Source organism: Chryseobacterium pyrolae, assembly GCF_025153485.1.
Classification (GTDB): Bacteria; Bacteroidota; Bacteroidia; order Flavobacteriales; family Weeksellaceae; genus Chryseobacterium; species Chryseobacterium antibioticum.
The window spans coordinates 272,593-295,231 of record NZ_JANZQH010000004.1 but is presented as its reverse complement, the minus strand read 5'-3'; the positions used below and the strand labels follow the sequence as shown (position 1 = coordinate 295,231).

Below are 22,639 nucleotides of genomic sequence, written 5' to 3'. Positions count from 1 at the left end.
ATTAAAGATTATCGAGCTTACGGGTTTTCTTATACTCTGCGAAAGCTACTCTTAATTCGTATTCCACCACATCAATCTTAAAGTTCTTTCTGAATTTTTTCGCCATGGTTCGGGTATCATTGGCGTAGAGAAGAAACTGATCAATCTGTTCTTCATCCATTCCATATTTTGTAAGGAACGTCAAATCAGCTTCCTGCTTGACTCTTTTGATAAAATCCTGTGTTTCTGTAAAATTAGCTTTGGTAATTTTAAGTTCTGTCGCTTTTTTGAACAGGCCTACAGCCGCATCTAAAACCCCTAAGATACTTACCTGACCGGCCCCATAATCCTGTTTAAAAGTTTTTGAAATCGTATTATCCGGTAAAGCCTCATTCATCGGACTTTTCATATACTCATCCAATTCTGACCTTAAAGAGACCACTTTTCTAGATTCATTAAGATGTTTATTATCTCTTTCCAGGTTTCCTGTCGGCTTATAGGTGATTTTTACTTCAGGAATCTCTATTTCTACTTTTTCGAGGCTTACCATTAAAGGAGAACTAAAATTTTCCTTCCCCATTTTCTTGTCCAGACGGTAATACCCCTCTTTTACAAATCTGAGTTCATCATTTTCTGATGCTTCAATACTAAACTTTCCCGAGGCATCACTCAGTGTACTTTTTTGGTTGGAAACATTAATGATTAAAACCGGGTTGATATTAGACTTGCTGTTATCTGTAACGATTCCTGTTGCCTGCTGCTGGGAAAAAAATTCTGCAGATACAAAAAGCGGAACTGTATAAAGACTTTGTTTTATGTAAGTTCTCATTGGTGTTTATCTTTGAGTTTGTGGAGCACGGTAAGAGGAAATTCTTGTTAGTACAAACCTTTGAAATCTACTCAGATCTGCATCGCTGCAAAAGCCATACTTCAGAATTCTTTGTCTCTCGAAACCTCCAGCCAAGACATAACCGATAAAATGTTCGATCTGAGGTTTTCCTATTTTTAAATAAATAAAATATTCATCACCAAGTGCCGTATGCAGATAATTGATGAGATCAATATCATCCCACTTGTTTTTTACTTTCCCAATATAGAACCCCTGCCCTTTCGGCTGTACAAATTCTCCCGGTTTTGCTGCAAGAATCCTAGGATCTGATTTCTGGGCGATATACCTATCGATATCTTTGATCAGCTTATCCACTTTTTTAGGTCGGTTAAGGTTTTTTGTATCAATTTTAAGATCACCGGTAAGTCCCTGCTTGATTTCTATTTCAGGGATTAATATAGTAGCTCTTGCCAGGGTAACATTTAAGGGAGATTCTATATTTTCTTTGGAAACTTTTTTAACGATGCGTTCATAGCCGGCCTTTACAAAACGGAGCTCATCGCCCGCCCTTCCGGACACCATAAAGTGCCCGTCTCTGTTCGTGACTACTCTTTCATCCGTTCTGATATTGATTACTGTTACATCTGGAATTTCCGCATTGTCTTCAGAAATTATTTTTCCGAAAATATAATTCTGGGCGTTGGTATGAATGAAAAAAAAGGTGGTTAAAAAAAAGAGTAGTTTAAGTTTCACGGACAGTTTTTTATAAAGCAAATCTAAAATTATTTTTAAAGAAAATGGTAAGTTTAACCACAGTTAACGCGTTTTGGGATTTCTTTTTGATTTTTGCTCACGAAACTGTTAAATCACCGCCCGGAATTGTTAAAATTTCACTTAAAATTTAGCTAACTTGCAGTCTCAATTCTAAATTCAGCAATGCAAAATTCTTATACAGTAATCAATGCTTCAGCAGGCTCGGGGAAAACATATGCCCTTGTCCAGAGGCTTTTGATGATCTGTCTCCGCTACCCTAATCAGCAACAGTCGATCAGGAATATTCTCGCGCTTACTTTTACAAACAAAGCAGCCAATGAGATGAAGGAAAGAATTTTGACGTGGCTTGGAAATTTTTCCGCGGATAATTTCGCTGAAAATGGAGATCTGAAAAATATTCAGAAAGCATTTGAAGCTGACGGCTTAAGAATTACGATTGACGAACTTCATATCCGTTCTAAAAAACTTCTGGACTATGTCCTTCACAATTATTCAACCCTGAATATCGGAACGATTGACCGTTTCAACTCAAGGTTGGTGAGAAGCTTTTCCTATGAGCTTGGTTTAGCTAAAAATTTCAATCTTGAAATCGATGCTGAACCGTTTCTGATCGAAGCGGTAGATAAAATGCTTGACCAGATTGGCGAAAATGACAACATCTCCAATTCTTTCATGGATTATGTGGATTACAGTCTGGAAAACAATGAGAGAATTAACCTCAACAAGAACCTTTACGATTCTGCAAAAGAGTTTGTAAAAGATATTCATTATGAACATCTGAAAAGCAACAAGAGCTTTGACGATACGAATTATGAGAACATAAAAAACACACTCAGAAAAGAAATCGTACAGAATAAAAAACAGTCTGCAGATATTGCTGCCCAATCTGTTGAGCTCTTCCTATCCAGAAATATTGAGATCGAAGATTTTGCTCAGGGCAAAAATGGAATTGGTGGATTTTTCACGAAAGTTCAGGATTTTTACAGTCAGAAGAGACCCGGATTTCCGTTTCCTACCACACAGGAAGAATCTGTCGTCAATAATTACAGAAAGGGAGCTTCTTCAAAATCAAAAAACAAGGAACCTGAAATCTTTGAAATCCTTGACCAGCTTCTTGACAACAGGATGCAGCTGATCCTTTTATATATTGAAACCCAAAAGAAAGAGAAAATTCTATCTGCACTTCTCCCTTTAAAGGTGAACAAAGATATTCAGGATGAATTAAAAAAAATTGAGGAAGAAAATGATCTGGTTCTGCTTTCAAAATTTAATATCCTGATCAATGAGAATCTTAAAAATGAACCGTCCGCTTTTATTTATGAGAAGGTAGGTTCACAGTTTCAGCATTTTTTCTTTGATGAATTTCAGGATACTTCGGAATTGCAGTGGCAAAATTTTGTTCCGCTGAGAGACCACAGTGTTTCTTCGGAGAATACTTCCTTTACTTTGGTAGGTGACCCTAAACAGAGTATTTACAGATTCCGTGGCGGGGAAAGTAAACTGATGCTGGATATCATTAATAAAAAAGAATTTTCTCCCAAGCAAGCTACTCTATTTGTTTTGAAAGACAACTGGAGAAGTGCGAAAAATATCGTCCAGTTCAATAATGAGCTGTACCGCTATCATTCGCAGGATCTGGAGGAAGAACATAGGAATATTTTTGGTGAGGATGCTGAACAGAACCCAAGATCCCAGATTGAAGGACGTGTGAAAGTGAATCTTATTGAAAATCTCACCAATGATGATTTTTATAATGATACTTCTGAAAAAATGCGGAATGATATCCAGGAAAGCCTTGATAATGGTTTTAAATTTTCTGACATTACGATTTTATGCCGTGGTAATTTTGACATTTTCAGCTATTCTCAAAAGCTAGGAAATCTGAAGGTGAAGTACCGTGGAGAAGAAACGAATATCAAAACAATTTCCGATAAAGGTCTGACCCTTGAACTCTCCAATACATTAAAAGCGGTCATTGAATTTCTACGCTTGGAAATCAATCCCAAAAACAGACCGAATCTGATCATGATGATGTATTATCTGAATACCCTAGGCAGAATCAAAATGACAGATTTTACGTTGGAAATGAAAGAAATTCTCGAGATAGAAACACACGAGGAAATTCTCCAGTTTCTCCAAAATACCTATTCCCTGAAACTGAAACAGGAAAATTTCCCGAGATTCAATCTGTATAATTTTGTGGAATATTATATCAATGAATTTGCAGTAGAGAACAAGGAAACAGATTTCCTTTTGAACTTTCTGGAAATGCTTTTCAACTTCACCCAGAACGCAGGAGCCAGCACAAAAGAATTCTTAAAATACTGGGACGAGGAAGCTTCCGGCTATACGATTCAGGCCTCAGAAAATATTGATGCTGTCCAGATTATGACGATTCACAAATCGAAAGGACTGGAATTCCCCATCGTATTTATTCCCATGATGAATAAAAACAGGGACAGTGAGTTTACCAATTGGTTTGACACCAATAACGATGATGCTTTAAAATCAGTCAACATCAATCAGTTCAATAAAAACCTTGAGGTATATGATGAAGAAATCGAGGCATTTAATAAAAAGAATTCGTATAAAAATCTGATCGACAGATTGTGTCTTCAATACGTGGCTACGACACGCCCTGTAGAACAGTTATTTTTCTATCTTCAGAAAGCTAATAAGACCTCCAATAATCTTGAGCTACTTGAATTTTTTAACGGAAAAAATAACGAAGGGGCTGATGAATTTGATCTGTATGAAGTACGTCCTGAGATGCTGAAAAAGCATTCAAAGGATAAAACATCATTATTTAAAACGAAGGATATTCAAAACCTTAAAAATAGTAATGAAAACAGATCTTCGATTAAAATTGCCACTCCATCCAAAAACTATCAGGTCCGGAATGAGAAGGTAAGAATTGGGCTTTTCGTCCATGAGTTATTATCAAAAATCAATACAGAAAAAGATATTGCCCGAGTTCTGGAAAGTTATGTTCTGGAGGGCCAGATCACCTGGGAAGAAAAAAATGAAATTCAGGAAACTCTGGTTCAGATCATTCAGAAACATGTGGAGTTCTTTGATGAAAAATGGGAAGTGATCAATGAAAAAGATATCATGATCTCTGAAAGAGGACAGAGCCATATTTTCAGACCGGACCGTATTCTGAAAGGAGAAGAAGGATATATTATCGTTGATTTTAAAACCGGTGAACAGACAGAAAAAAACGAACTTCAGATTGAAAGGTATAAAAATATCCTTGAAGGTTTGGGAAGAAAGGTTTTGAAGACACAGCTTATCTATTTATAATTACTTTTTTCAAAAAAATACCGCAGAAAGCATCTGCTTTGATGATTTCCAATACTCTCTGAGCTCATTTTGACGGTTAAAAATTTACAAATATCATTCTTAGTTATAGGGATGATATTTACATTTCAGTCACAAACCACTCAAAAACGCGGAATTATTTTCTATTATACTCCCAATAATTCATAAAGTTATCAAGTGATCTCCTTTAGCTAATTGATCAAATTTTTCCTGTACCCATGTCGTACTTCTACTACAATTTTTAAATTTTAACAATCTATTTAGCAAATTAATCTAAAACATTTCTAATTTTAGTGACATAATCACAAAAAAACTAACGATGAAAAAGAAGGCTACCAATGCAGATAAAATTGCTGAGAATCATATCGCTGGTGTACAGCGTGTGGTAAAGCTGGATATTGTTATTGAGGGTAAGATCATCAGACATTTCAAGCATTTCCGCTTACAGCAAAGCATACGAAAACACCATCATTTCGAACTTACACTCGCTCATGACACTCTGGGAGACAATCAGGATTACAATCTGGAAGAAGCTCAACAGTTTTTAGGAAAACGTTTAACTGTTGTTTTTAAATATAAAGATGCGGAAAATGAGAGCCCTGAAAGAACTTTCGTGGGACTCATCACTCAGGTAGCATTCAGCCAGGAAGAAATGAGTCTGGGAAATATTGTTCTGAAAGGTAAAAGTCCGACCATTCTGATGGATTCTGCTCCCCATACACAAAGTTTTGGAGGGGATCAGTCAGTCAATACATCGATTATTGCTGACAGAGTAATCAAGGAAGCTTTAGGGTCCGGTAAATATGATTTCAAAGTAGACTCAAAAAATCAAAGCTATATCAATTACAGCGCTCAGTATAAGGAAACGCATTACAACTATCTGGCAAGACTGGCAGAAACTTATGGAGAACAGTTCTATTATGACGGTGAAGTTCTGCACTTTGGGAAACTGCCACCAGGTGAGCAACCCATCAAGCTTATTTACGGAAGTAATGTAAGTGATATCTGCATTGAACTAAAAGCGGTGCATACAAAACCTGAGTTTTACGGATACAACAGCAGCAAACATGAAAAACTGCTTAGTTCAAAAGCCAATATCAAACATTTGGGACAGCTTGCATCAAAGGCCTATGAAATTAATGACAATATTTATAAAACCAGATCACTGAATCCTTCTCCTGTGAATGCAAATATGTCTTTAAATGTAGATGATGCCCAGCAAAGTGCAGCAGGAAGTGCTGCTGTAGAAGTTTTTACGGTTTCTGGAAATACGACGGTTCCTTTTCTGCATCCCGGTTGTATTGCAGACATCGAAATGAGAAAACCGAACACCAACCAGACGTCTTATTTTACTAAACTTATGATCACCGAAGTTTCCCATGAAGTAAATACGCGGGGTTACTACACCGGATCATTTGAAGCAATCGCAGAAGGAACAGGATATATTCCCACTCCGGAATTTCAGCATCCGCAAGCAGAACCTCAAATCGCCACTGTGATTTCCAATACCGACCCTCTGAACCAAGGGCGGATACAGGTACAATTTGACTGGCAGCTACATGACACCACCCACTTCATCCGAATGATGAGCCCTGACGCAGGAGGAACTGATGCTATTACCCAAAACAGAGGTTTTGTAGCCGTTCCGGAAGTCGGAGATCAGGTTATGGTAGGTTTTGAATACCATCATCCGGATTTTCCTTTTGCTATGGGAGGAATGTTCCACGGAGCGGTAGGCTTAGGCGGGGGTGTCAATAACCATATCAAATCGATACAAACCCGTAGCGGAAATAAAATTATTTTTAATGATGCTGAAGGCAGTATTTTTATTGAGGACCCGAGTGGAAACACTTACTTTATGGACGGAAAAGGAAATATTGCTGTAAACGCACCAAAAGATATGACTTTTACTGCCGGTAACAATATCAAGATGACTGCGGGCCACGATATCACCTCTATTGCAGGAAACAGTATGTTCTCCACAGCTAACGTAAATATTGTTTCCAATGCAGGAGTGAACATGATTGATACTGCAGGGAAAGATCTTATGCAGACTGCCACCGGAAATATCCACGAATCTTCTGATATGAGAACGGAAATTTCCGAAAACGAAAGAAATATTCAGGCTAAGAAAAGTGATTCTTATGCTGAAAAGGTAACTGTTGTAAGCACGAAAGAAAATATGATTTTACAAAGTGAAAAAACAGTAAAATCACAAAGCGGCGAACAGGGCAACACCCACTAAAAGTCTTGATATGGCCATTGTAAAAAAAGCAAACAATATCAACGTACAGGTTACAAATAATTACACCTCTCTAAGCAAGGTTTCTCATGAGGAATCCGGAGAAGTGATTATTGAGGCAACGCAGCAGAATCTGGAACTTTCCAGCCAGAAAAGAGCGATCATGCAGGGGTTTGGGAGGGACGCAGAGAAGAAAGATGAACCTGTTGAAAGTAAATTGCTGGAAATAAAAATTGAAAAAGACACTTTTATCCCTCTTGGAATCCCTAGTTTTAAAGGAAATAAAGAAAATGACAAGATCAAATTTAAAATAACAATTAAAGAAGGGACATTTGAAAAACTAACTTTCAAAATAAAAAATGAGGACGCCGAAATTTATTCAGAAGAAATAACTAAAAGTTTAAAAGCTGGAGATGATTATGACTTGGAATGGGATGGATTCCCCAAAAGTAAAATATATGACAGTACACTTTTTACCAATGATAAATTGACTGCTCAAGTTACTGATGGAACAAATACTTCAGAGGTAAAAATATCCGGCCAATGTAGAACAGAATGGATTGATTTGAAAATAGATGATAACAATAAAAAAGTAGATGTTACTCTTAGAGTGAATTTAAAAGACGGTGGAGTTATAGGAACAAATCCTCCAATCTATACATTCTCCGATTTAGAAAAAATGTGCTTAAATGGAATTAATTTGTATTGGAGTAGAATGAAAAGCAGATCTAGGATCTCTACAGATATTGTAACTATTTCCGGAAAAGAATATAAAGTTGAAGTGAAAGGGATCAACACTCAAGAGAAGTCAATGGACGATGTTTCTTTAGTATATAATGATTCTGATAAATGGCTTCGTTCCAGCAATCCAGGCTCCGTAAGCGGCTTACTTTCTTTGTTCGGACAATTTGCTCCTGAAAGAATAGTGTATAATGCTAAGGAAGCTAATGAGGAAAGAGACTTTACCCTAACATCTGCCCATGAAATAGGCCACGAAATAGTAAAAGAATTTGGAGGTGATACATACTCCTATGGGCATGAAGGAAGTTCCAATCCAATTTTACAAAGTCCTAATACAAATCCACTTCCTGCTTCCGGAGAAGTAAATGTAATGGAATATTATAGCGATGCCTATTATGATTATGACCGTACTATTGCATCAGAAAAAGATGTATTGGGATTATTATGGTGCTCTAAACTTAAAATAAACAAAAAATGAGAAAAACAATCTTTTTTTCAGCAGGTATATTACTGCTGACTTCGTGTACAGGCAGAATAAAAACACCTGATATTACAGGTACGGTATATGAAGCACACACGCTTAAACCCCTTGAAAATGCAGAGATTTACCTTGATGAGGATAGCAAGACAAAGACGGACGCACAAGGACGCTTTCATATAGGGAAAAAGATGTATTCTGAAAAGATTTCAGTCGGCGGAGAAGCACCACCAGTGATTTATAAAATGACTGTGTCAAAGAAAGAATACAAAGATACAATCATTCATTATAAGAATTTATTCGGTGGGGGCAACAAAAATTTAACTGTAAAATATGACAGTATTGTTCTGAAAAAGAAGTAAATAATATTGATTCATTTATGTGTGTTTGTATTTAAAAATTAGACTTATGTCAAAAAAAATCCAAAGGTATAACAGCTACACAAGTTGCAGGTTATTCCATATTTTGGAAAGAAAGTTAACATATACTACTATGAAACAATCATATATCTTCCTTATCTTCCTTATCATTTCATTTAATTCTTGTTTTTCTCAAAAAAAAGAAACAATAAAAATTAAAGAGCAGTACACACCTTTAAAAACATATGAAAATGATAAGAATGTAAAAAACGAAAGTAAAAAAGAAGTTTTTTCATATAATTATAAACTCAGCTCAAAAAGAGATACTATAAGATATTATAATGACACTTATGACACACAGGACAAGACTATCCCGGTAACTTTTATATTAAGCAGGAATAAACAAGAAAATAATGCCATAACCTTGTTAGTAGATGAAGAAGCAAAAGTCTTTGATAGTATAGTTATCAGATTTACCGATCAACAACAAGTCGTAACTATCAATCAAAATGATATGTACTTTTTGAACCTATCCTATTATACTGAACTCAAAAAAAGTATAATCAATGAAAACAATATGTTAGACTTAGTTGATTTGCTGGATGACGGTTTAGGAGATTATCCATATCAATTAAAATATTTAAATAAAATTACTTCTTATAAAAAATATAAAAATCTTGATTTTAAAATATTAAAAGCTGTAATAAAGACAAACAGAACGCAATCCGATGGAAAAGATATGTGGAATGTTACTTATAAGTATAACAATGATAATACACTTCAGTTAGTTACCAAAATATCAACTGATGGCGAATTCGCTTTTGAAAAAAAATTACTATCTAAAAATGGAACCGAGTATAAATACAAAGTTCATAATAACGTAGAGAGCAAGTATGAAGACAATGATGAAGTAACTTTTGATGTCAATAAAAACACTTATTCAATCGTGCAGAATCATTTTCAATTTGGACTGGTAAAAGAAGAGATTTCACAGATAAAAAGAATATTATTCACACAAGAATAAAAGAGCCATATCAAGAATTAATACGGAATCTTTACTAGATGTTGAGAGAATTAAAAACGTTATCCTGCCTTATTAGTTTCTTCATACTGGCAGGCTGTACACAAAAGGAAATTTTAGTGATTAAGGGAGAATCTGTGGACAACAGTGCTCCGAAAATTTATTCTCCGGATTGCTATATAAAAAATTTAAATCAGGAAATATTGATTAGAGAAGGGTTTTTATATAAAAATAATATTTTACAGAAATATATCACCCCTCAATCAGAAAGTTTACTGATTGATAATATTAAAGAAAATGGAAATAGTAAAGAAACTGAACTTTACAAAAGACTTGAATTAAAAAAAGAGAATAAAGAAATAATGCTATTTAATCAAAAATATGAAATTTTACGCGAAAGTGCAGATACCCTATTTCTTTCTCATGATATGATTATCATAGAATCTCCTCAGAGTATGAAATAGGATTTTTATTAAAAAGTCTTCTCAAGTTGTAAAGATAGCACGACTAATAAACCTTAGTCTTTTCCAATAAAAAAACAGTAAGGTCAACCTCTAAATAAATAAATAAATAATAATATGGCAGGAGTAGAATTTGACATAAAAAAAGACACCAAACGTAAAGGCATTGAGCCTACACAGGTCAAAAGCATCAAGCTTCTGACTCCTTTGGAAAAAGGTTCAGATAATGATGGTACTGGAAAAAACTTTAACCAGGACGGAGCTGTGTTTGGAAAGACTTATAAATTTATAGTAGATACTTATACCCATCTTCCCCCTAAGGATAAAAAGAAGATCAAATGGAAGTTTAAATATCATAGTCTTTCAAAGAACAAATGGGTAGAATATACTTCTCCAAAAACAGGCGAAGAATATAGTCTTTATCTGAATGAAAAAGACATCTGTGGAAGAACACTGCATATTATGGCATACATCAATGATGAAGAATCAGAAGGATATCTAAAAGTATGGCACCATAACAGATTTAGATTTTTTGACAGAAAACTGGTTGAAAAACAAGCAGAAGAAAGAGCTAAGGATCCTTGGAAGGTAAAACAGGCCAACAGTTCTCTATGTGGAATGGCTGCCTTATACAATGCCCTTATTAAAAGAAGTTCAAGTTCTTACCTGAAAATTGTTAAAGATCTGTTGAGAACCGGACAATGTACCATTGGTAGTTATGTAATAGCCCCACATCCTCAGGCCCTTGAAATGTATGATGTAAACCCGCAAAAGACTCAGGATTTTAAAGGCATGGGAATGTTTGAAGTAGACTGGTTGGTTTTAGCAACAACAAGAAGTAAAGAAAGTACTTCCAATTTAATTTATAAAGGAAAAGAAAGTGGTAGGATGGACATGCTTAAAGCGGTAAACTGGCCGGATATGCTTGCACGAATGGGAAAACAGGTTGGCGGATTCAGCAGTTCGACAGCACATGGACTAAGTTACAATAGCATCAATAACAAGAAAAGAATATTATCCGGCAGAATTCATGATTATTTTTCCAACAGCGATCTTGAGGAATTATTAGTAATAGATGGTCTTCACAAAAAAGGACGTCATATCCTCATGATGATAGATGCTGATATGATATATAATAAATCAAGCTATAGTTCATTAGCTGATGTTTTCAATGATTCACATTGGGTAGTTTATGAAGGAGGATTGACTTTTTATGATGCTGATAAGAATCCTACTTCAGATTTGGAAAAAGCAGCATCAGTAAGTTTTAAAATATTCACCTGGGGACGTGATCCTCAAACGGGTAAATATTTAACACTTGGCGGAAAGTGGGAAAATGATGCAGATGTACAAAAAATGATTGGAAAACCTGGACTAAATATTAAATCATTTAAAAGTAATTATTATGGATATATTGAAATGTACTAGCTATAAAATTTTCATACTTTATTTTATTTCATTCGCATTTATAGCCTGTTCACAGGAAAGACATTTGAAAAATGAAATATATGTTTATCACTGGAATGATAAAGACCCTATCAAAATTATTTCTCTAACAGAAGTTGAAGGAGAAAAAAAAATAAAAACGTATGATCAAAATATTGAGATAAAAAAGCAATATGACAGCTTAAACAAAACAGCTTATTTACAACTTGTTTTTAAAGATGTAACCCAGTTCCAGCTCAATAAAGATTATGAATTGAAAATTAATACCTCATCATATAGAATCAATGATTTTAAAATGATGTCAAAGAATCAAGGCGGAAATATCATGTACACCATCAATAATGAGCCGCAGGAAATAGGAGATGATAACATTATAAAAATAGAAGCAGGAAAATAAAGCACAAAAATTGAAATTAAAAATTTAAACATGATCTCATCAGCACCAGATCTTTTCCCGACTTCTACCTATTCGGTGCAGGATAAATGCACTATAAAAATAGGGAGAGAGCAGCATGATGCCTTACTCTCCTACACCCTGTACATAGAACCCGGAAAAAAAGACAGTGAAGAAATAATAATCAACAGATCGAATTTTAAGGTCAATGGCCAGAAAATAGACACCAAATTTCTTGAGGTATCCAACACGTATATGGATGCTCTGTTTCCTATAACCTGTAAAATAAACAAATACAGTTTTTCCATTGAAAACCTTAGGGAGATCAGAAAACGGATTCAAAAAGCAGACATCAGTATCTATGATATCTACAGTGGAGAAGGTATCGATCACATTCAAACGAATTTTTTTAGAGCTATCGAAACTGATGAAAAACTCACCCAATTCATCAAACAGCTCCACTTTATCAAAATGCTGGAATATGGCATGCAGAAGTTTAATCCTAAAAGGCAATACGAAACTTCGTGGAGAGTTCTACCCATTGGAACTTCAGAATGGAAAGGGGAAACCCAATATCAAAAAGAAAAAAACACATTGTCTTTTGAACCTAAAATTGACAATGCCCAGGATATTATGAATGATCTGATCAGATACATTCATCAACATGATTATTACGTCAACTTCGACGAAGAGCATCTCCCGCTCTATGCAGACTTTCAGAACAACATCAGCTATACGGGTAAAACCGGAAGGATAGAAAAAGCAGAAACCCAGGTTTGCATTGAAGCAGAAGATAAATTTTATTACCAGCACACCATCACCATAGAAACAAAATAAGAATATGTCAGCACCTATCCCATATACAGTTCAGAGCGGAGAAACGCTGCAGGATATCGCTAAAAAACTAGGTATCAAAGACTGGACAAAGCTTAAACAGTATCATAATGAGCAGGCTGGTTCCGGTCAGCAGACTTCCGATATTCCTTATGCAGGATTCATTCTTCAGACTCCGCCAAAGGATGAAATTTATACCATGAATGGTGAGACTCCTCCACCCGATCCTGTAGAAGAGCAAAAGAGTGCTGAACAGAAGCAAGATCAGGAAAAGAAAAAGGAAGAAGAGGAGAAAAAAGAAGAAAAAGCTTCTAAAAGTGATCATGACGGAAAATATTTTGTCGTCCACAATGCAAAATGCGTGTGTGACAAAGCGGAAAATCCAAAACAAACTGCCGATTTACAGGTTACCACCCATTCCATTATTGTCCTGAATGATGAGCAGGGTAAATTAGCCGCGACCGAAGAGGATAAAACGTTTATCCCTCCCGCCGCCACCTTTGGAAAATGTAAATTGAAACCTTCATCGGGAGGTTATCTTCCCTGTGCTTTAGCTCCTGCACCTAAATGGAGCAAAACCTATGAAAGCACACAGGTCATGGGCAAAAACACCCTTACGGAAATATCCGAACTGCAATGTACCGTAGGTGGAAAAATCACGATATTCAAGCATGGGCAAACCGACTCAGTGAGCAATGCCCACGCCGACAATACCAATCCGGTGGAACTTGCCATGGTCAATCCGGCAATAAATCAGCCTAAGAAAAAAGAGGAATACCCTTCCGTTACCTCTATTGTTTTAACTAAAGTAGAAAACAGAACAGCTTTTAAAGAAATCGATTCTAAAAATAAAAGCAGTATTATTTATCTCCGAAAAGATGAAGATGCTTCTTTTAAGGCCAATCTGAAAAGTGGTAATAAACAACTTACTTCATGGATGGTCTACAGTGATCATCAGGGGAAGAAAGAAAACAGGATTTTCCTGAGAGAACAAATCGGAACAGAGTTTTCGCAGAGCTTTGAGGGACTTGGGAAATTCAGAATAGAAGGTTATGGAAAACCTAAAAACCAGGATTTTGAAAAAGGAAAATATGACAAATGCGATCCTTCCTGCTCTATTGATGTAGAAGTGGTAGAAAATACGCTGATCGATATTGAATGTACTTCCGCGGATTTTACTACGCGAATCGATCCTTCCAAAAACAGAAAATTCCGGAAAGGAGTTCCTTCGGTTTTCAAAGCTAAATTTTTCATTCCCGATCTTACGGCAGAGGAAAAATCAAAACTTACACTATCGGTGCAGGATGGAAGTGGGAATACCATTACGGAAGGCGTTCAGGAGAATGGAGAGATCCTCACCTTCACGCCTAAAAACACCAAAGCAAAATATACCATTATAGCAAGATACACCAATGATCAGGGTGAAGTCATAGAAAAACAGATAGCCGGAGAAACGGAAGGCAATGCTGTATTGGGTATCAGTCATGGCGCAGAGGTTGTAAGACCCGGAACAGCTATGTCTTTCAGTGTTTCCAAGATGAAATATAAATTCGGAGCAGATAATTCCCCGTACGACCTTACTTCTGAAGAATCTTCAGAAATCAAATGGAACCTTAACGGCATTCCTCAGGGAACCGGAAAAAGCTTCACCATAGCAGGCTCCAAACTGATGGCTCCGGGAAAATACATCGTGGAAGCCTACAGCATCTCCGCCAACGCTACCGGAAAAAATGCAAAAAAAGAAGATGATGACTGGCATTTTGAGGTGAAGGAAAATGACGTAGTCAGTTTTACCTTAAGCGGAACTCCGAAGGTAGGAAAACCTATAACAGCCACTGTTGATAAAATGGTATTTGCAGATCTTCTCCCCAATGAAACCGTACACTGGCAAGGATTCTCTACCCCTGTTACCGGAAAATCCATAACTTTCACCCCGAAAACTCCGGGAACTTTAAGTATAACCAGTAAAATAAAGGGTAAGGGAGTAACGCAAAAAGTAAATGTGGTACAGCCCATTATTAACGATATCCAATTTACAGACAGTAACGGAAATAAAATTGAAAAAGCAAGCTGGGGACAAAAAATAAATATATGGATTGACCAAAATGGGCTTTCAAACGAAGAAATAAATGTAGTTCTCTGGGATAATGATACAGTACAAGATGATCCCGTTAAGACCATTACAATTAATCCTTATGATGGAGGATTGATTCCAGTAACACTAGATTCATATATGAAGGATAAAGCCGGAAATCAAGGATTAATTTATGCAAAAGTTTCTGTCCCAAAATTGATTGCAACCGGAGAAGGGCAGAGCTTTCCCAAAACTTATAAACTGGACGTTCAGGACAAAAGAGAAATATATAACGCCATCTTTGGAAGCGCTAATGGAAAAGAAAAACATACCATAGTAGACTATGATGAAATAAGTTATTTGTACGCCCATTCACGAGGTATTTCAGCTAGTGAAAACCTCTACTTGGAAATTCGGGATTCAGTATTCGGTAAAGATCCCTTATTATTATTCCAAACCAATATAAAAGCTGACCAAAGCGGAGTTATAAAGCAAAGAATAGTATGGAATAATATAAAAAACAAAGTAAATTCTCTCACCGTATATGCTATTATTAAGGAAAACAATAAGGAAGGAAAAGTATTATATGATGCAGACGGTGACTTCTCTATGGCAACTGCCAAACTAAAGAAAGGAAGTTCGTTGACAAAACTCGCAGAAAACAATAGTGCAGTCAAAGTGGGTGATGAAAAGATTGTAAAAAATACTGGAACATGTGTTTGTAGAGAACAATATAAAGATTTGATTTGGGGAGAAAAAGTAAGCTGTGAGTTTAGAAAGAAAGTGGTACAAATATGTGCAGAACTTTGGGGAGAAACTAGGAAAATGGAAATGGCCAGTGGTTTAATGGCTGTAATGAATGTAGAAACAGCAGGTTCTTTTAAAGCCCATCAAATAATGGGAAAAGCTTTAGGAGATATAAATTCCATCACAAAAGATGATTTCTGGCTCATAAAAAAAGACAAAAAGACAGGTAAAGAAATCTCCCGTACCTCTCGAGCAGTTGGCTTGATCCAATTTACACAAGCAGCACTACAAGCAATAGAAGAGTTTAAGTCCGGCACTGGATTTGACAAATTACACGAAGTGAAACTTCGTTTCGCAAAAATGGGGGAAATTAAACAGCTTGATTATGTAAAAAAATATTTTGAGCCGTCAAAGAATAAAATAAAAACTCCAGAAGATATTTATCTACATGTTTTCGCACCCAAAGGTGTTAATAAATCCGATAATTATATTTTATATGAAAAAGGAACTGTAGAGTATACTCAGAATAAAAGTGTTGATACACAAAGTAAAGGAATAAATAAAAGTGATGGAAAAATTCAGCGCTCGGAAATATTAGAGAGATATCACGATAGTCATAATCAGGGGGGAGGAACAAACAAAGTTCAAACATTTAATTGTAGTAATTCTCCAACAAAAAAAATAGAAGAAAACACGTCTAAATGTCCAGAAGATTGTTCACAATGTTTTGAATATGCGGATGTTATTGATAACCCTAAACTAAATAACCAAAGTAATAATGTAAATAAAAATAGATTTCATAGAACGCCTAGATATAATAATAAGCATCCAAAAGGATATTATCATACAGGTACAGATATATTAACTGCTCTTGACACAGATTTAAAATCAATGCTTTGTGGTGAAGTTGTGGAAGCACTTGATACAAAGGGGGATTTGGGGAAAATAGTTACCATTAAATCGAAAGATAAAAATGGTAAATTTATTTGGATAAGATATTGTCATTTAAACTCATATTCTGTATCAAAAGGACAAAAGATAAAACATGGAAAGATCATTGGCAAATCAGGGAATACAGGGAATGCAAAAGACATTTTACCACAATATTATCATGTCCACATTGAGGCTTCAACGGATGGTGTATTCTATGGAGGGAATACACGTGTTGATCCAGAACAATTTATGAAAACTAAATTTGATGAAACAACAAAAGGAAATCATATTAAATAAAAAAATGAATAAAATACTTATTATACTTTTAGCTTTTGTATTACAAAGTTGCAATGGACAGGAAAAAAATAAAATTGAAAGTGCCAAAAAAGTTGTTAATACCAAAAGAAATGAAATACCAAACGGTGATGAATCTTCTATTAATTTTCTTGATTCAAAATATCAAACAAATGGTTTTTTTATTCCTGATAATGTTAATTCCTACCCAACATATTCTTATTCAGATAAAGAAATGGGAGTTTTCAGTGTAGATTTTATAGGTAAAAAAAGTGAAACACAATATTTTTGGAATTTTAATAACTCTAAAGGTTATTTTTCAAAATCCACCAGTCCAGAAAATGATGCCCAAAATTCAAAAGCAATAAAAAACCTTATCAAAGAAAAGGATTATTATATAGTTGCTTCTTATCTTCCTCATAAATTTATCTCTTATATAGAAGGAAGTGATGAATTTGAGCCAAAGCAGAATGCCAAAACAATTTTCTATTTATATGAAAATAAAAAATGGAAAAATATAGGAGAAATAGAAACATCTAAAATACCGGAAAATATATTATCATTTGAAACCAGTCTAATTCAAAAAGATCTTTTTAAAGATGTAAAAAGCAATTCTCTACTTTATGATGGCATTCATTCTACCTCAGTAGAAACAGAAGCTACAACTACGGGTATTGCTTCTATTTCTTATAAATTTGATATTAATAAAAACAATGTTTCTCTTTCTTTAAATACATATAAGGAAAATAACCTTTGTGAGGGCAAATACACTGCACTTGAAAAAGATAATCAAATAGAAATCTATTATCTAGGAGATCAATTAGCTTGTGTATCTATTGAACCTAAATTCATTATAAAAAAAGACAAAAATCAATTTTATATTAAAGGTATTGGTGGAGAATCAACTTATAATGAATGGGTGTTAATGAAATAAAAAAGCACTTCCATCTACTATTATAGAAACAACAGGATATAAATGGAGGATATTGTATAATAAGTAAAAAATTTATAAAACTAAATTGGCATGGGTTACAAGAAGAGCAAAAAATATACAAAAACTTTAAAGTCTAACTTATACAAATTGGAAATTAATTTAGAATTATGAAAAAAGTAATAGTGATTTTTATTTTGCTCTTTCTATTATCTTGTCAAGGAAAGAAAAAATACACAAAAACAGGGAAAGAAACTGAAAAAATTGAAGTTTATAATAAGACAATTACTACAGAAAACTTAGTTCAATTAGCCAAAATTAATTGTAAACAAGAGACTTCTGATTTATCTAATTATATCTTAAATTGTGAAAATTTCAATATTTCAAATACAATTATTGAAGGAGTTGATAAAAATAGATATGAACTTATTACTATCGCTTTTTATGATATTGAAAAGGCTATTATTAGGAAAATTAATAATGAAGACTTAGAAACCTCATCTCCGATAATATACTTTTCAAACACTTCTAAAAATTATGTAATATTCTTTCCAATAAATGGAGATAATCATTTTGGATGGAAACTATACCTCTATAAAAATAAAGTTTTATACCCATTGGGACAAAGAGTAATGTACTGGAAGCCTGAATATGAAGAATCCACAACTAATTACTCTGACATATTAAATATCTATGAAAGCAACGATAATATTTTAGTTGAAGTACCTAACAAATACATTATTAAAAATGATAATGATTATAAAAATTATCCAAACTATTCTGACGGAAAATATTATGAGAAAGGCGATAATTTATATTATGAGTTTTCAATGTCAAAAATCGAATATTATAAGAAATATAAAAATGGTCTTTTTGAAGGAGATTACAATAAAATGATCAATAATAAGGTAATTGATTTAATAAAATAGTTTTGCTCCTATTATAAATTCGTTCGATAGCATTTTAATCTATATTGATGATAGACACTTAGAAAACTATTCTAATATCAAAGCTAAAATAATTATAAAAATATTCACAAAGCAGAATGTGAAAAGAATCAACTGGAGATTGACTGTAAAAAAGAAATGCACAAGAATTTTGAGGATTTATCAAAAATTATGAAAAAAGGAATAACTATTTTTATTCCACTCTTTCTGTTATCATGTGACGGTGGGCATAAAAAAGATATAAAAACAGAGAAAGAAATCGAAAAAATTGAGGTTTCAAATAAGAAAATTGCTACTGAAAACTTAGTTCAATCTTCAAACAAAAAAGAAAATAATCTTTGGCAAGGCACTTATAAATTAAATATAGATTATGGAAAATTAGATAATGTCTCAGAAATGTCAATAGACTATGATATAGAGATTACTAATGGGAAGTGTACTTTTTCAGGAATGGGATACAAAACCTACTTTACTGATTTATGCAAAATAGAAGAAAATGGAAATCAATTAACTCTAAAATATATAAAAGCAATCGATGGAGATGGCTTTTCTGACCATTCTAATCTTACTAATCTGGGTTCTATCATACATAAGGAGGGAAAATATTATTTAAAAAGTCCTATTGTAGCTGATAATAAATGGAATTATGATAAAGAGTTGCTGATGGTCAAGAAAGATTAAGGTTGGTGGGAACTTCCTTAAAAACATGGAAACGGCGGTCCATCTTATTCATATTTCTTTCAAAATAACCAAGGACGGTTTATTGTAAATAAAACAATAACACTTCGTAGACCTAGTAGCTGTTAAAATTAAAACAACGGTTTTTAAATTAAAAAAAGATAATGATTGGGAGATCTCATCAAAAGAAGAGAATATGAATTGATTTTGATACAGGTCTTTTTAGAGTATTGCTGACCAAATACAATACTCAAGTCAGAAAAAATAAAAAGAAATGAAATATTTAAAATTAATTTTAATTTTTTTAGTAATAAATTCCTGCAAAGGTCAAACAGATATAACTGATTTAAAAACAACCTGGTATGAAATAAAAAAACAGGGAGACAAATATTCAATTATTGATTGTGGGTATGAAGGAGAATGGTTCAGAATAAAAAATGATTCTATTTTCGAACATGGAGTCATGGAAGACAGTTCATTTAAAGTTCATGACATTACAAAAGGTGATAATTTAGTATCTCTCTACATTAGTGAAAAAGAAAAATATGATATTTCCTGGATTGACAAAAAAAAAGGAATTATAAAAAAAACAAATAATATAGATGGTAGCATTACTAAATATTATGTAAATGAATCACATCTGAACAAAATAAATAAGGTTAAAGGCAGTAGTAAGGATTGCATTTCTTCTGAAGAATTTGATATAGACAAATCAAAAAGTGCAGAAAATAATAATTACTTCATAAATGGAACTTGGAATATAAATTGTGAAAATCCAATAGGCATTACAATCAAAGATAATGAGTTGATTATGACCGTTGAACCTAACCAGTACTATATACATTTAATAAAAATCAATGATAAAACTGAAAAAAATGTTACTAAGTATAAACTAAAATCATTAGAAGGACAAGGTTCAAAGGATGTATATTCAGAAGTCTATTTTAACGACAAGGAAGTTGCCATTGTAAAAAATTTAGGTAATAACAAAATTGAATTTAATTGGCTAGGGTTCTATAACAAAGTAAATAAGCAAAGACAGTATACAGAACCTATTATTAGCAATGATAATCCTGTTATTATGAGTCAGTGTGGAAAATAAGGACTTAAATAAAATTCCCAAAAGGCTGTACGACAGAATTAATTAATTTTAGAATTATAATGATGGATAAAGATGTTAAAATAAAAAAATGGGTACTAGTAATGCTCTATTTATTTTTAATCAGCTGTAAAACCCATGATGAAAATAAAAAACACCCTACAGAAAAGCCCACTACTGAAAATGTAAAACTATCTGAGTCTAAATTTCTGGGAGAATTCTCAGCAGCCGTAGAAACAGAAGAAACGACTTCCGGTACGGCCAATATTACATATCATTTCGTTATAAAAAATGATGTCGCTATTCTAACTACCAGTACTTACCATGAACCTGTCAGATGTAATGGTAACTATAAGGCTATTGTAAATGATGATATGCTGGAATTATATTATTCAGGAAATGAAGAAAACTGTAAGTCTCAAAATGCCAGTTTCAAAATTAAAAAAGAGAACAACAGCTATTTTGTTCAGGGTCTGGGAGGAGAAACTACATTTAACGAATGGATAGAATTATCAAAGTTAAAATGACAAAACTATCTATCAGCTTTTTTTTGATACTATTTCTTATCTAGACTGGATCCGTTTTACATCAAAAAGAAAAGCCCCATAAAAGTTTTCCACAAAGCAATGTGGATAACTCTTAAAACATCTCACAAACACCTATAAACAAACGAAATAAAGAAATTTAAAATTATAGATATTATCCACAATTACCCATCATTTTCATGAATTTCTGTGGATAACCTCAGTATATCCTTAAAACAAACATCCCCGGCGTTCTTCGAACGCCGGGGATGTTTGTACAATATAATTTGCTTAAGCTTTTGCAGCCGGTACAAATACTCTTTGAGATAATTCCTGATCAAAAAGATAGAGTGCAGATGGATTATCGCAAACCATCTTGATTTTTGTTACATACTGCGAAGCACTAGCCTCCTCTTCTACCTGTTCGTTGATGAACCACTGCATAAAAGATGTTGTTGCAAAATCACCTTCATCATTAGCATTTTTTACGATGTTGAAGATGCTTCTTGTTACTTTTTTCTCGTGCTCCAATGCTTTTTCAAAAATATCAGTAGCATTTTCGAATTCATGAGGAGGTTTTGCAATTTCTCCGATGATGATCTCTCCGCCTACATCATTTAAAAAATCAAACATTTTATCCGCATGCATCAATTCTTCCTTGCTCTGAACTCTGAAGTAGTTCGCAATACCGTCAAGATCTTTTCCTGAAAACCAGGCAGACATTGAAAGGTAATATTGTGCTGCATATTGTTCGTGAGCTATCTGTTCGTTAATTAACGTTGCAATTTTTTCGCTGATCATAAGTATAAATTTATAGTCAAAAATAAGCAATAAAAGCCCGAAATCAAAAGTTTTAATGAAAATTAATACAAAAAGGACGGGTATTTCCCCGCCCTTCACACATTAAAAAATCAAAATTATGAACGTTTATTTTGCTTCCGGAGCAGCAGTATTCATAGGCTTTCTCATCATTTTTCTATCCTTCATTGCTGTCTTTCTCTGCTCCATTTTAGCATTTCTGTCGGCCTGCCATTTATTATACTGATCAGGAGTCAGAATCTTCTTCATATCCGCATCCATCTGAGCTCTTTTAGCTTTCATATCTTCCATCTTGGCCTGTCTTACTTCCTTGTTCTTATCAAAGTCAGCTTTCATTTCAGACTTTCTCTTTTCATGAAGTGCTTTTATCTGAGCTACCTGCGACTGGTTCAGGTTAAGATCTTTCTGCATCTGATCCATATGCTCCTGTTGCTTTTGCTGCATTTTTTGCTGCATCTCTGCTCTTCTCGCTTGTTTGTCCTGTGGAGTTGTATTCGTTTGTTGTGCCATTGCAAAACCTCCTATTCCAATAAATGCTATTGCTAAAACTAATTTTTTCATCTTAAAAAATATTTAATTAATTGTTATATACCTTTTTGATTAATAGTTAAAAGATAAGTTAAATCAAACTATTCATAAAAAATGTTAAATTTTAATATTAAAATCATAAACCGAAAAAAAAAAAAAAAAAAATAAAATAAAAAGGACAGATCC

At 33.9% G+C, this 22,639-nt stretch carries 19 protein-coding genes; 15 read left to right on the top strand and 4 right to left on the bottom strand.

Annotated features, from left to right (window positions below):
• Position 1: 1 nt before the first annotated feature.
• Positions 2-808, bottom strand: a complete 807-nt coding sequence (locus NZD88_RS11055; protein WP_259829193.1) for a hypothetical protein — start codon at positions 806-808, stop codon at positions 2-4.
• Between the two features lie 6 nt (positions 809-814).
• Positions 815-1,561: a carboxypeptidase-like regulatory domain-containing protein gene (locus tag NZD88_RS11050; RefSeq protein ID WP_259829192.1), complete on the bottom strand. Its 747-nt coding sequence runs from the start codon at positions 1,559-1,561 to the stop codon at positions 815-817.
• Positions 1,562-1,729: 168 nt separating this feature from the next.
• Here NZD88_RS11050 and NZD88_RS11045 point away from each other — a divergent pair, with 168 nt between their 5' ends.
• The 15 genes from NZD88_RS11045 (at position 1,730) to NZD88_RS10975 (ending at position 21,109) form a co-directional block, all read left to right on the top strand.
• Positions 1,730-4,885 carry a UvrD-helicase domain-containing protein gene (locus NZD88_RS11045; protein WP_341483015.1) on the top strand — a complete coding sequence of 1,052 codons (3,156 nt, stop codon included), beginning with the start codon at positions 1,730-1,732 and terminating at the stop codon, positions 4,883-4,885.
• A 337-nt stretch (positions 4,886-5,222) separates the two neighbouring features.
• Positions 5,223-7,148 (top strand): type VI secretion system Vgr family protein, encoded by a 1,926-nt coding sequence (locus NZD88_RS11040; RefSeq protein ID WP_259829190.1) that lies wholly within the window; start codon positions 5,223-5,225, stop codon positions 7,146-7,148.
• A gap of 10 nt (positions 7,149-7,158) precedes the next feature.
• Positions 7,159-8,364 (top strand): hypothetical protein, encoded by a 1,206-nt coding sequence (locus NZD88_RS11035; protein ID WP_259829189.1) that lies wholly within the window; start codon positions 7,159-7,161, stop codon positions 8,362-8,364.
• Positions 8,361-8,726, top strand: a complete 366-nt coding sequence (locus NZD88_RS11030) for a peptidase associated/transthyretin-like domain-containing protein (protein ID WP_259829188.1) — start codon at positions 8,361-8,363, stop codon at positions 8,724-8,726. The genes NZD88_RS11035 and NZD88_RS11030 overlap by 4 nt, the downstream gene beginning before the upstream one ends.
• Positions 8,727-8,772: 46 nt before the next feature.
• Complete coding sequence (locus tag NZD88_RS11025) at positions 8,773-9,747, top strand: hypothetical protein (protein WP_259829187.1); 975 nt, start codon at positions 8,773-8,775, stop codon at positions 9,745-9,747.
• A 38-nt stretch (positions 9,748-9,785) separates the two neighbouring features.
• The gene (locus tag NZD88_RS11020) at positions 9,786-10,208 is read left to right on the top strand and encodes a hypothetical protein (protein ID WP_259829186.1); all 423 of its coding nucleotides are present in this window, start codon (positions 9,786-9,788) and stop codon (positions 10,206-10,208) included.
• 114 nt (positions 10,209-10,322) lie between these two features.
• Positions 10,323-11,633: a hypothetical protein gene (locus NZD88_RS11015; protein ID WP_259829185.1), complete on the top strand. Its 1,311-nt coding sequence runs from the start codon at positions 10,323-10,325 to the stop codon at positions 11,631-11,633.
• A complete protein-coding gene (locus tag NZD88_RS11010) occupies positions 11,611-12,048 on the top strand; it encodes a hypothetical protein (RefSeq protein WP_259829184.1) in 438 nt (145 codons plus the stop codon). The genes NZD88_RS11015 and NZD88_RS11010 overlap by 23 nt, the downstream gene beginning before the upstream one ends.
• Positions 12,049-12,078: 30 nt before the next feature.
• Entirely contained in the window at positions 12,079-12,882 is an 804-nt protein-coding gene (locus NZD88_RS11005; protein WP_259829183.1) for a hypothetical protein, read from the top strand.
• 4 nt (positions 12,883-12,886) lie between these two features.
• Complete coding sequence (locus NZD88_RS11000) at positions 12,887-16,930, top strand: PAAR-like protein (protein WP_259829182.1); 4,044 nt, start codon at positions 12,887-12,889, stop codon at positions 16,928-16,930.
• The gene (locus tag NZD88_RS10995) at positions 16,899-17,861 is read left to right on the top strand and encodes a hypothetical protein (protein ID WP_259829181.1); all 963 of its coding nucleotides are present in this window, start codon (positions 16,899-16,901) and stop codon (positions 17,859-17,861) included. Before NZD88_RS11000 ends, NZD88_RS10995 begins: the two co-directional genes overlap by 32 nt.
• A 167-nt stretch (positions 17,862-18,028) precedes the next feature.
• The gene (locus NZD88_RS10990) at positions 18,029-18,787 is read left to right on the top strand and encodes a hypothetical protein (RefSeq protein ID WP_259829180.1); all 759 of its coding nucleotides are present in this window, start codon (positions 18,029-18,031) and stop codon (positions 18,785-18,787) included.
• A 189-nt stretch (positions 18,788-18,976) separates the two neighbouring features.
• Entirely contained in the window at positions 18,977-19,486 is a 510-nt protein-coding gene (locus NZD88_RS10985; RefSeq protein ID WP_259829179.1) for a DUF5991 domain-containing protein, read from the top strand.
• 271 nt (positions 19,487-19,757) lie between these two features.
• The gene (locus NZD88_RS10980; protein WP_259829178.1) at positions 19,758-20,585 is read left to right on the top strand and encodes a hypothetical protein; all 828 of its coding nucleotides are present in this window, start codon (positions 19,758-19,760) and stop codon (positions 20,583-20,585) included.
• 101 nt (positions 20,586-20,686) lie between these two features.
• Entirely contained in the window at positions 20,687-21,109 is a 423-nt protein-coding gene (locus tag NZD88_RS10975; RefSeq protein WP_259829177.1) for a hypothetical protein, read from the top strand.
• Positions 21,110-21,397: 288 nt separating this feature from the next.
• Here NZD88_RS10975 and NZD88_RS10970 read toward each other — a convergent pair whose 3' ends face one another.
• Positions 21,398-21,907, bottom strand: a complete 510-nt coding sequence (locus NZD88_RS10970) for a ferritin (RefSeq protein WP_169234859.1) — start codon at positions 21,905-21,907, stop codon at positions 21,398-21,400.
• Positions 21,908-22,033: 126 nt separating this feature from the next.
• Positions 22,034-22,486 carry a hypothetical protein gene (locus tag NZD88_RS10965; RefSeq protein ID WP_259829176.1) on the bottom strand — a complete coding sequence of 151 codons (453 nt, stop codon included), beginning with the start codon at positions 22,484-22,486 and terminating at the stop codon, positions 22,034-22,036.
• Positions 22,487-22,639: the final 153 nt, after the last annotated feature.

Bases quoted from the DNA above. Each gene is read 5' to 3' on its own strand.
- NZD88_RS11015 (WP_259829185.1), top strand. From the start codon at position 10,323: ATGGCAGGAGTAGAATTTGACATAAAAAAAGACACCAAACGTAAAGGC.
- NZD88_RS11030 (WP_259829188.1), top strand. From the start codon at position 8,361: ATGAGAAAAACAATCTTTTTTTCAGCAGGTATATTACTGCTGACTTCG.
- NZD88_RS10970 (WP_169234859.1), bottom strand. From the start codon at position 21,907: ATGATCAGCGAAAAAATTGCAACGTTAATTAACGAACAGATAGCTCAC.
- NZD88_RS11035 (WP_259829189.1), top strand. From the start codon at position 7,159: ATGGCCATTGTAAAAAAAGCAAACAATATCAACGTACAGGTTACAAAT.
- NZD88_RS10975 (WP_259829177.1), top strand. From the start codon at position 20,687: ATGCTCTATTTATTTTTAATCAGCTGTAAAACCCATGATGAAAATAAA.
- NZD88_RS10980 (WP_259829178.1), top strand. From the start codon at position 19,758: ATGAAATATTTAAAATTAATTTTAATTTTTTTAGTAATAAATTCCTGC.
- NZD88_RS11040 (WP_259829190.1), top strand. From the start codon at position 5,223: ATGAAAAAGAAGGCTACCAATGCAGATAAAATTGCTGAGAATCATATC.
- NZD88_RS10995 (WP_259829181.1), top strand. From the start codon at position 16,899: ATGAAACAACAAAAGGAAATCATATTAAATAAAAAAATGAATAAAATA.
- NZD88_RS10990 (WP_259829180.1), top strand. From the start codon at position 18,029: ATGAAAAAAGTAATAGTGATTTTTATTTTGCTCTTTCTATTATCTTGT.
- NZD88_RS11010 (WP_259829184.1), top strand. From the start codon at position 11,611: ATGGATATATTGAAATGTACTAGCTATAAAATTTTCATACTTTATTTT.
- NZD88_RS11025 (WP_259829187.1), top strand. From the start codon at position 8,773: ATGTCAAAAAAAATCCAAAGGTATAACAGCTACACAAGTTGCAGGTTA.
- NZD88_RS11005 (WP_259829183.1), top strand. From the start codon at position 12,079: ATGATCTCATCAGCACCAGATCTTTTCCCGACTTCTACCTATTCGGTG.
- NZD88_RS10965 (WP_259829176.1), bottom strand. From the start codon at position 22,486: ATGAAAAAATTAGTTTTAGCAATAGCATTTATTGGAATAGGAGGTTTT.
- NZD88_RS10985 (WP_259829179.1), top strand. From the start codon at position 18,977: ATGAAAAAAGGAATAACTATTTTTATTCCACTCTTTCTGTTATCATGT.
- NZD88_RS11000 (WP_259829182.1), top strand. From the start codon at position 12,887: ATGTCAGCACCTATCCCATATACAGTTCAGAGCGGAGAAACGCTGCAG.
- NZD88_RS11020 (WP_259829186.1), top strand. From the start codon at position 9,786: ATGTTGAGAGAATTAAAAACGTTATCCTGCCTTATTAGTTTCTTCATA.
- NZD88_RS11055 (WP_259829193.1), bottom strand. From the start codon at position 808: ATGAGAACTTACATAAAACAAAGTCTTTATACAGTTCCGCTTTTTGTA.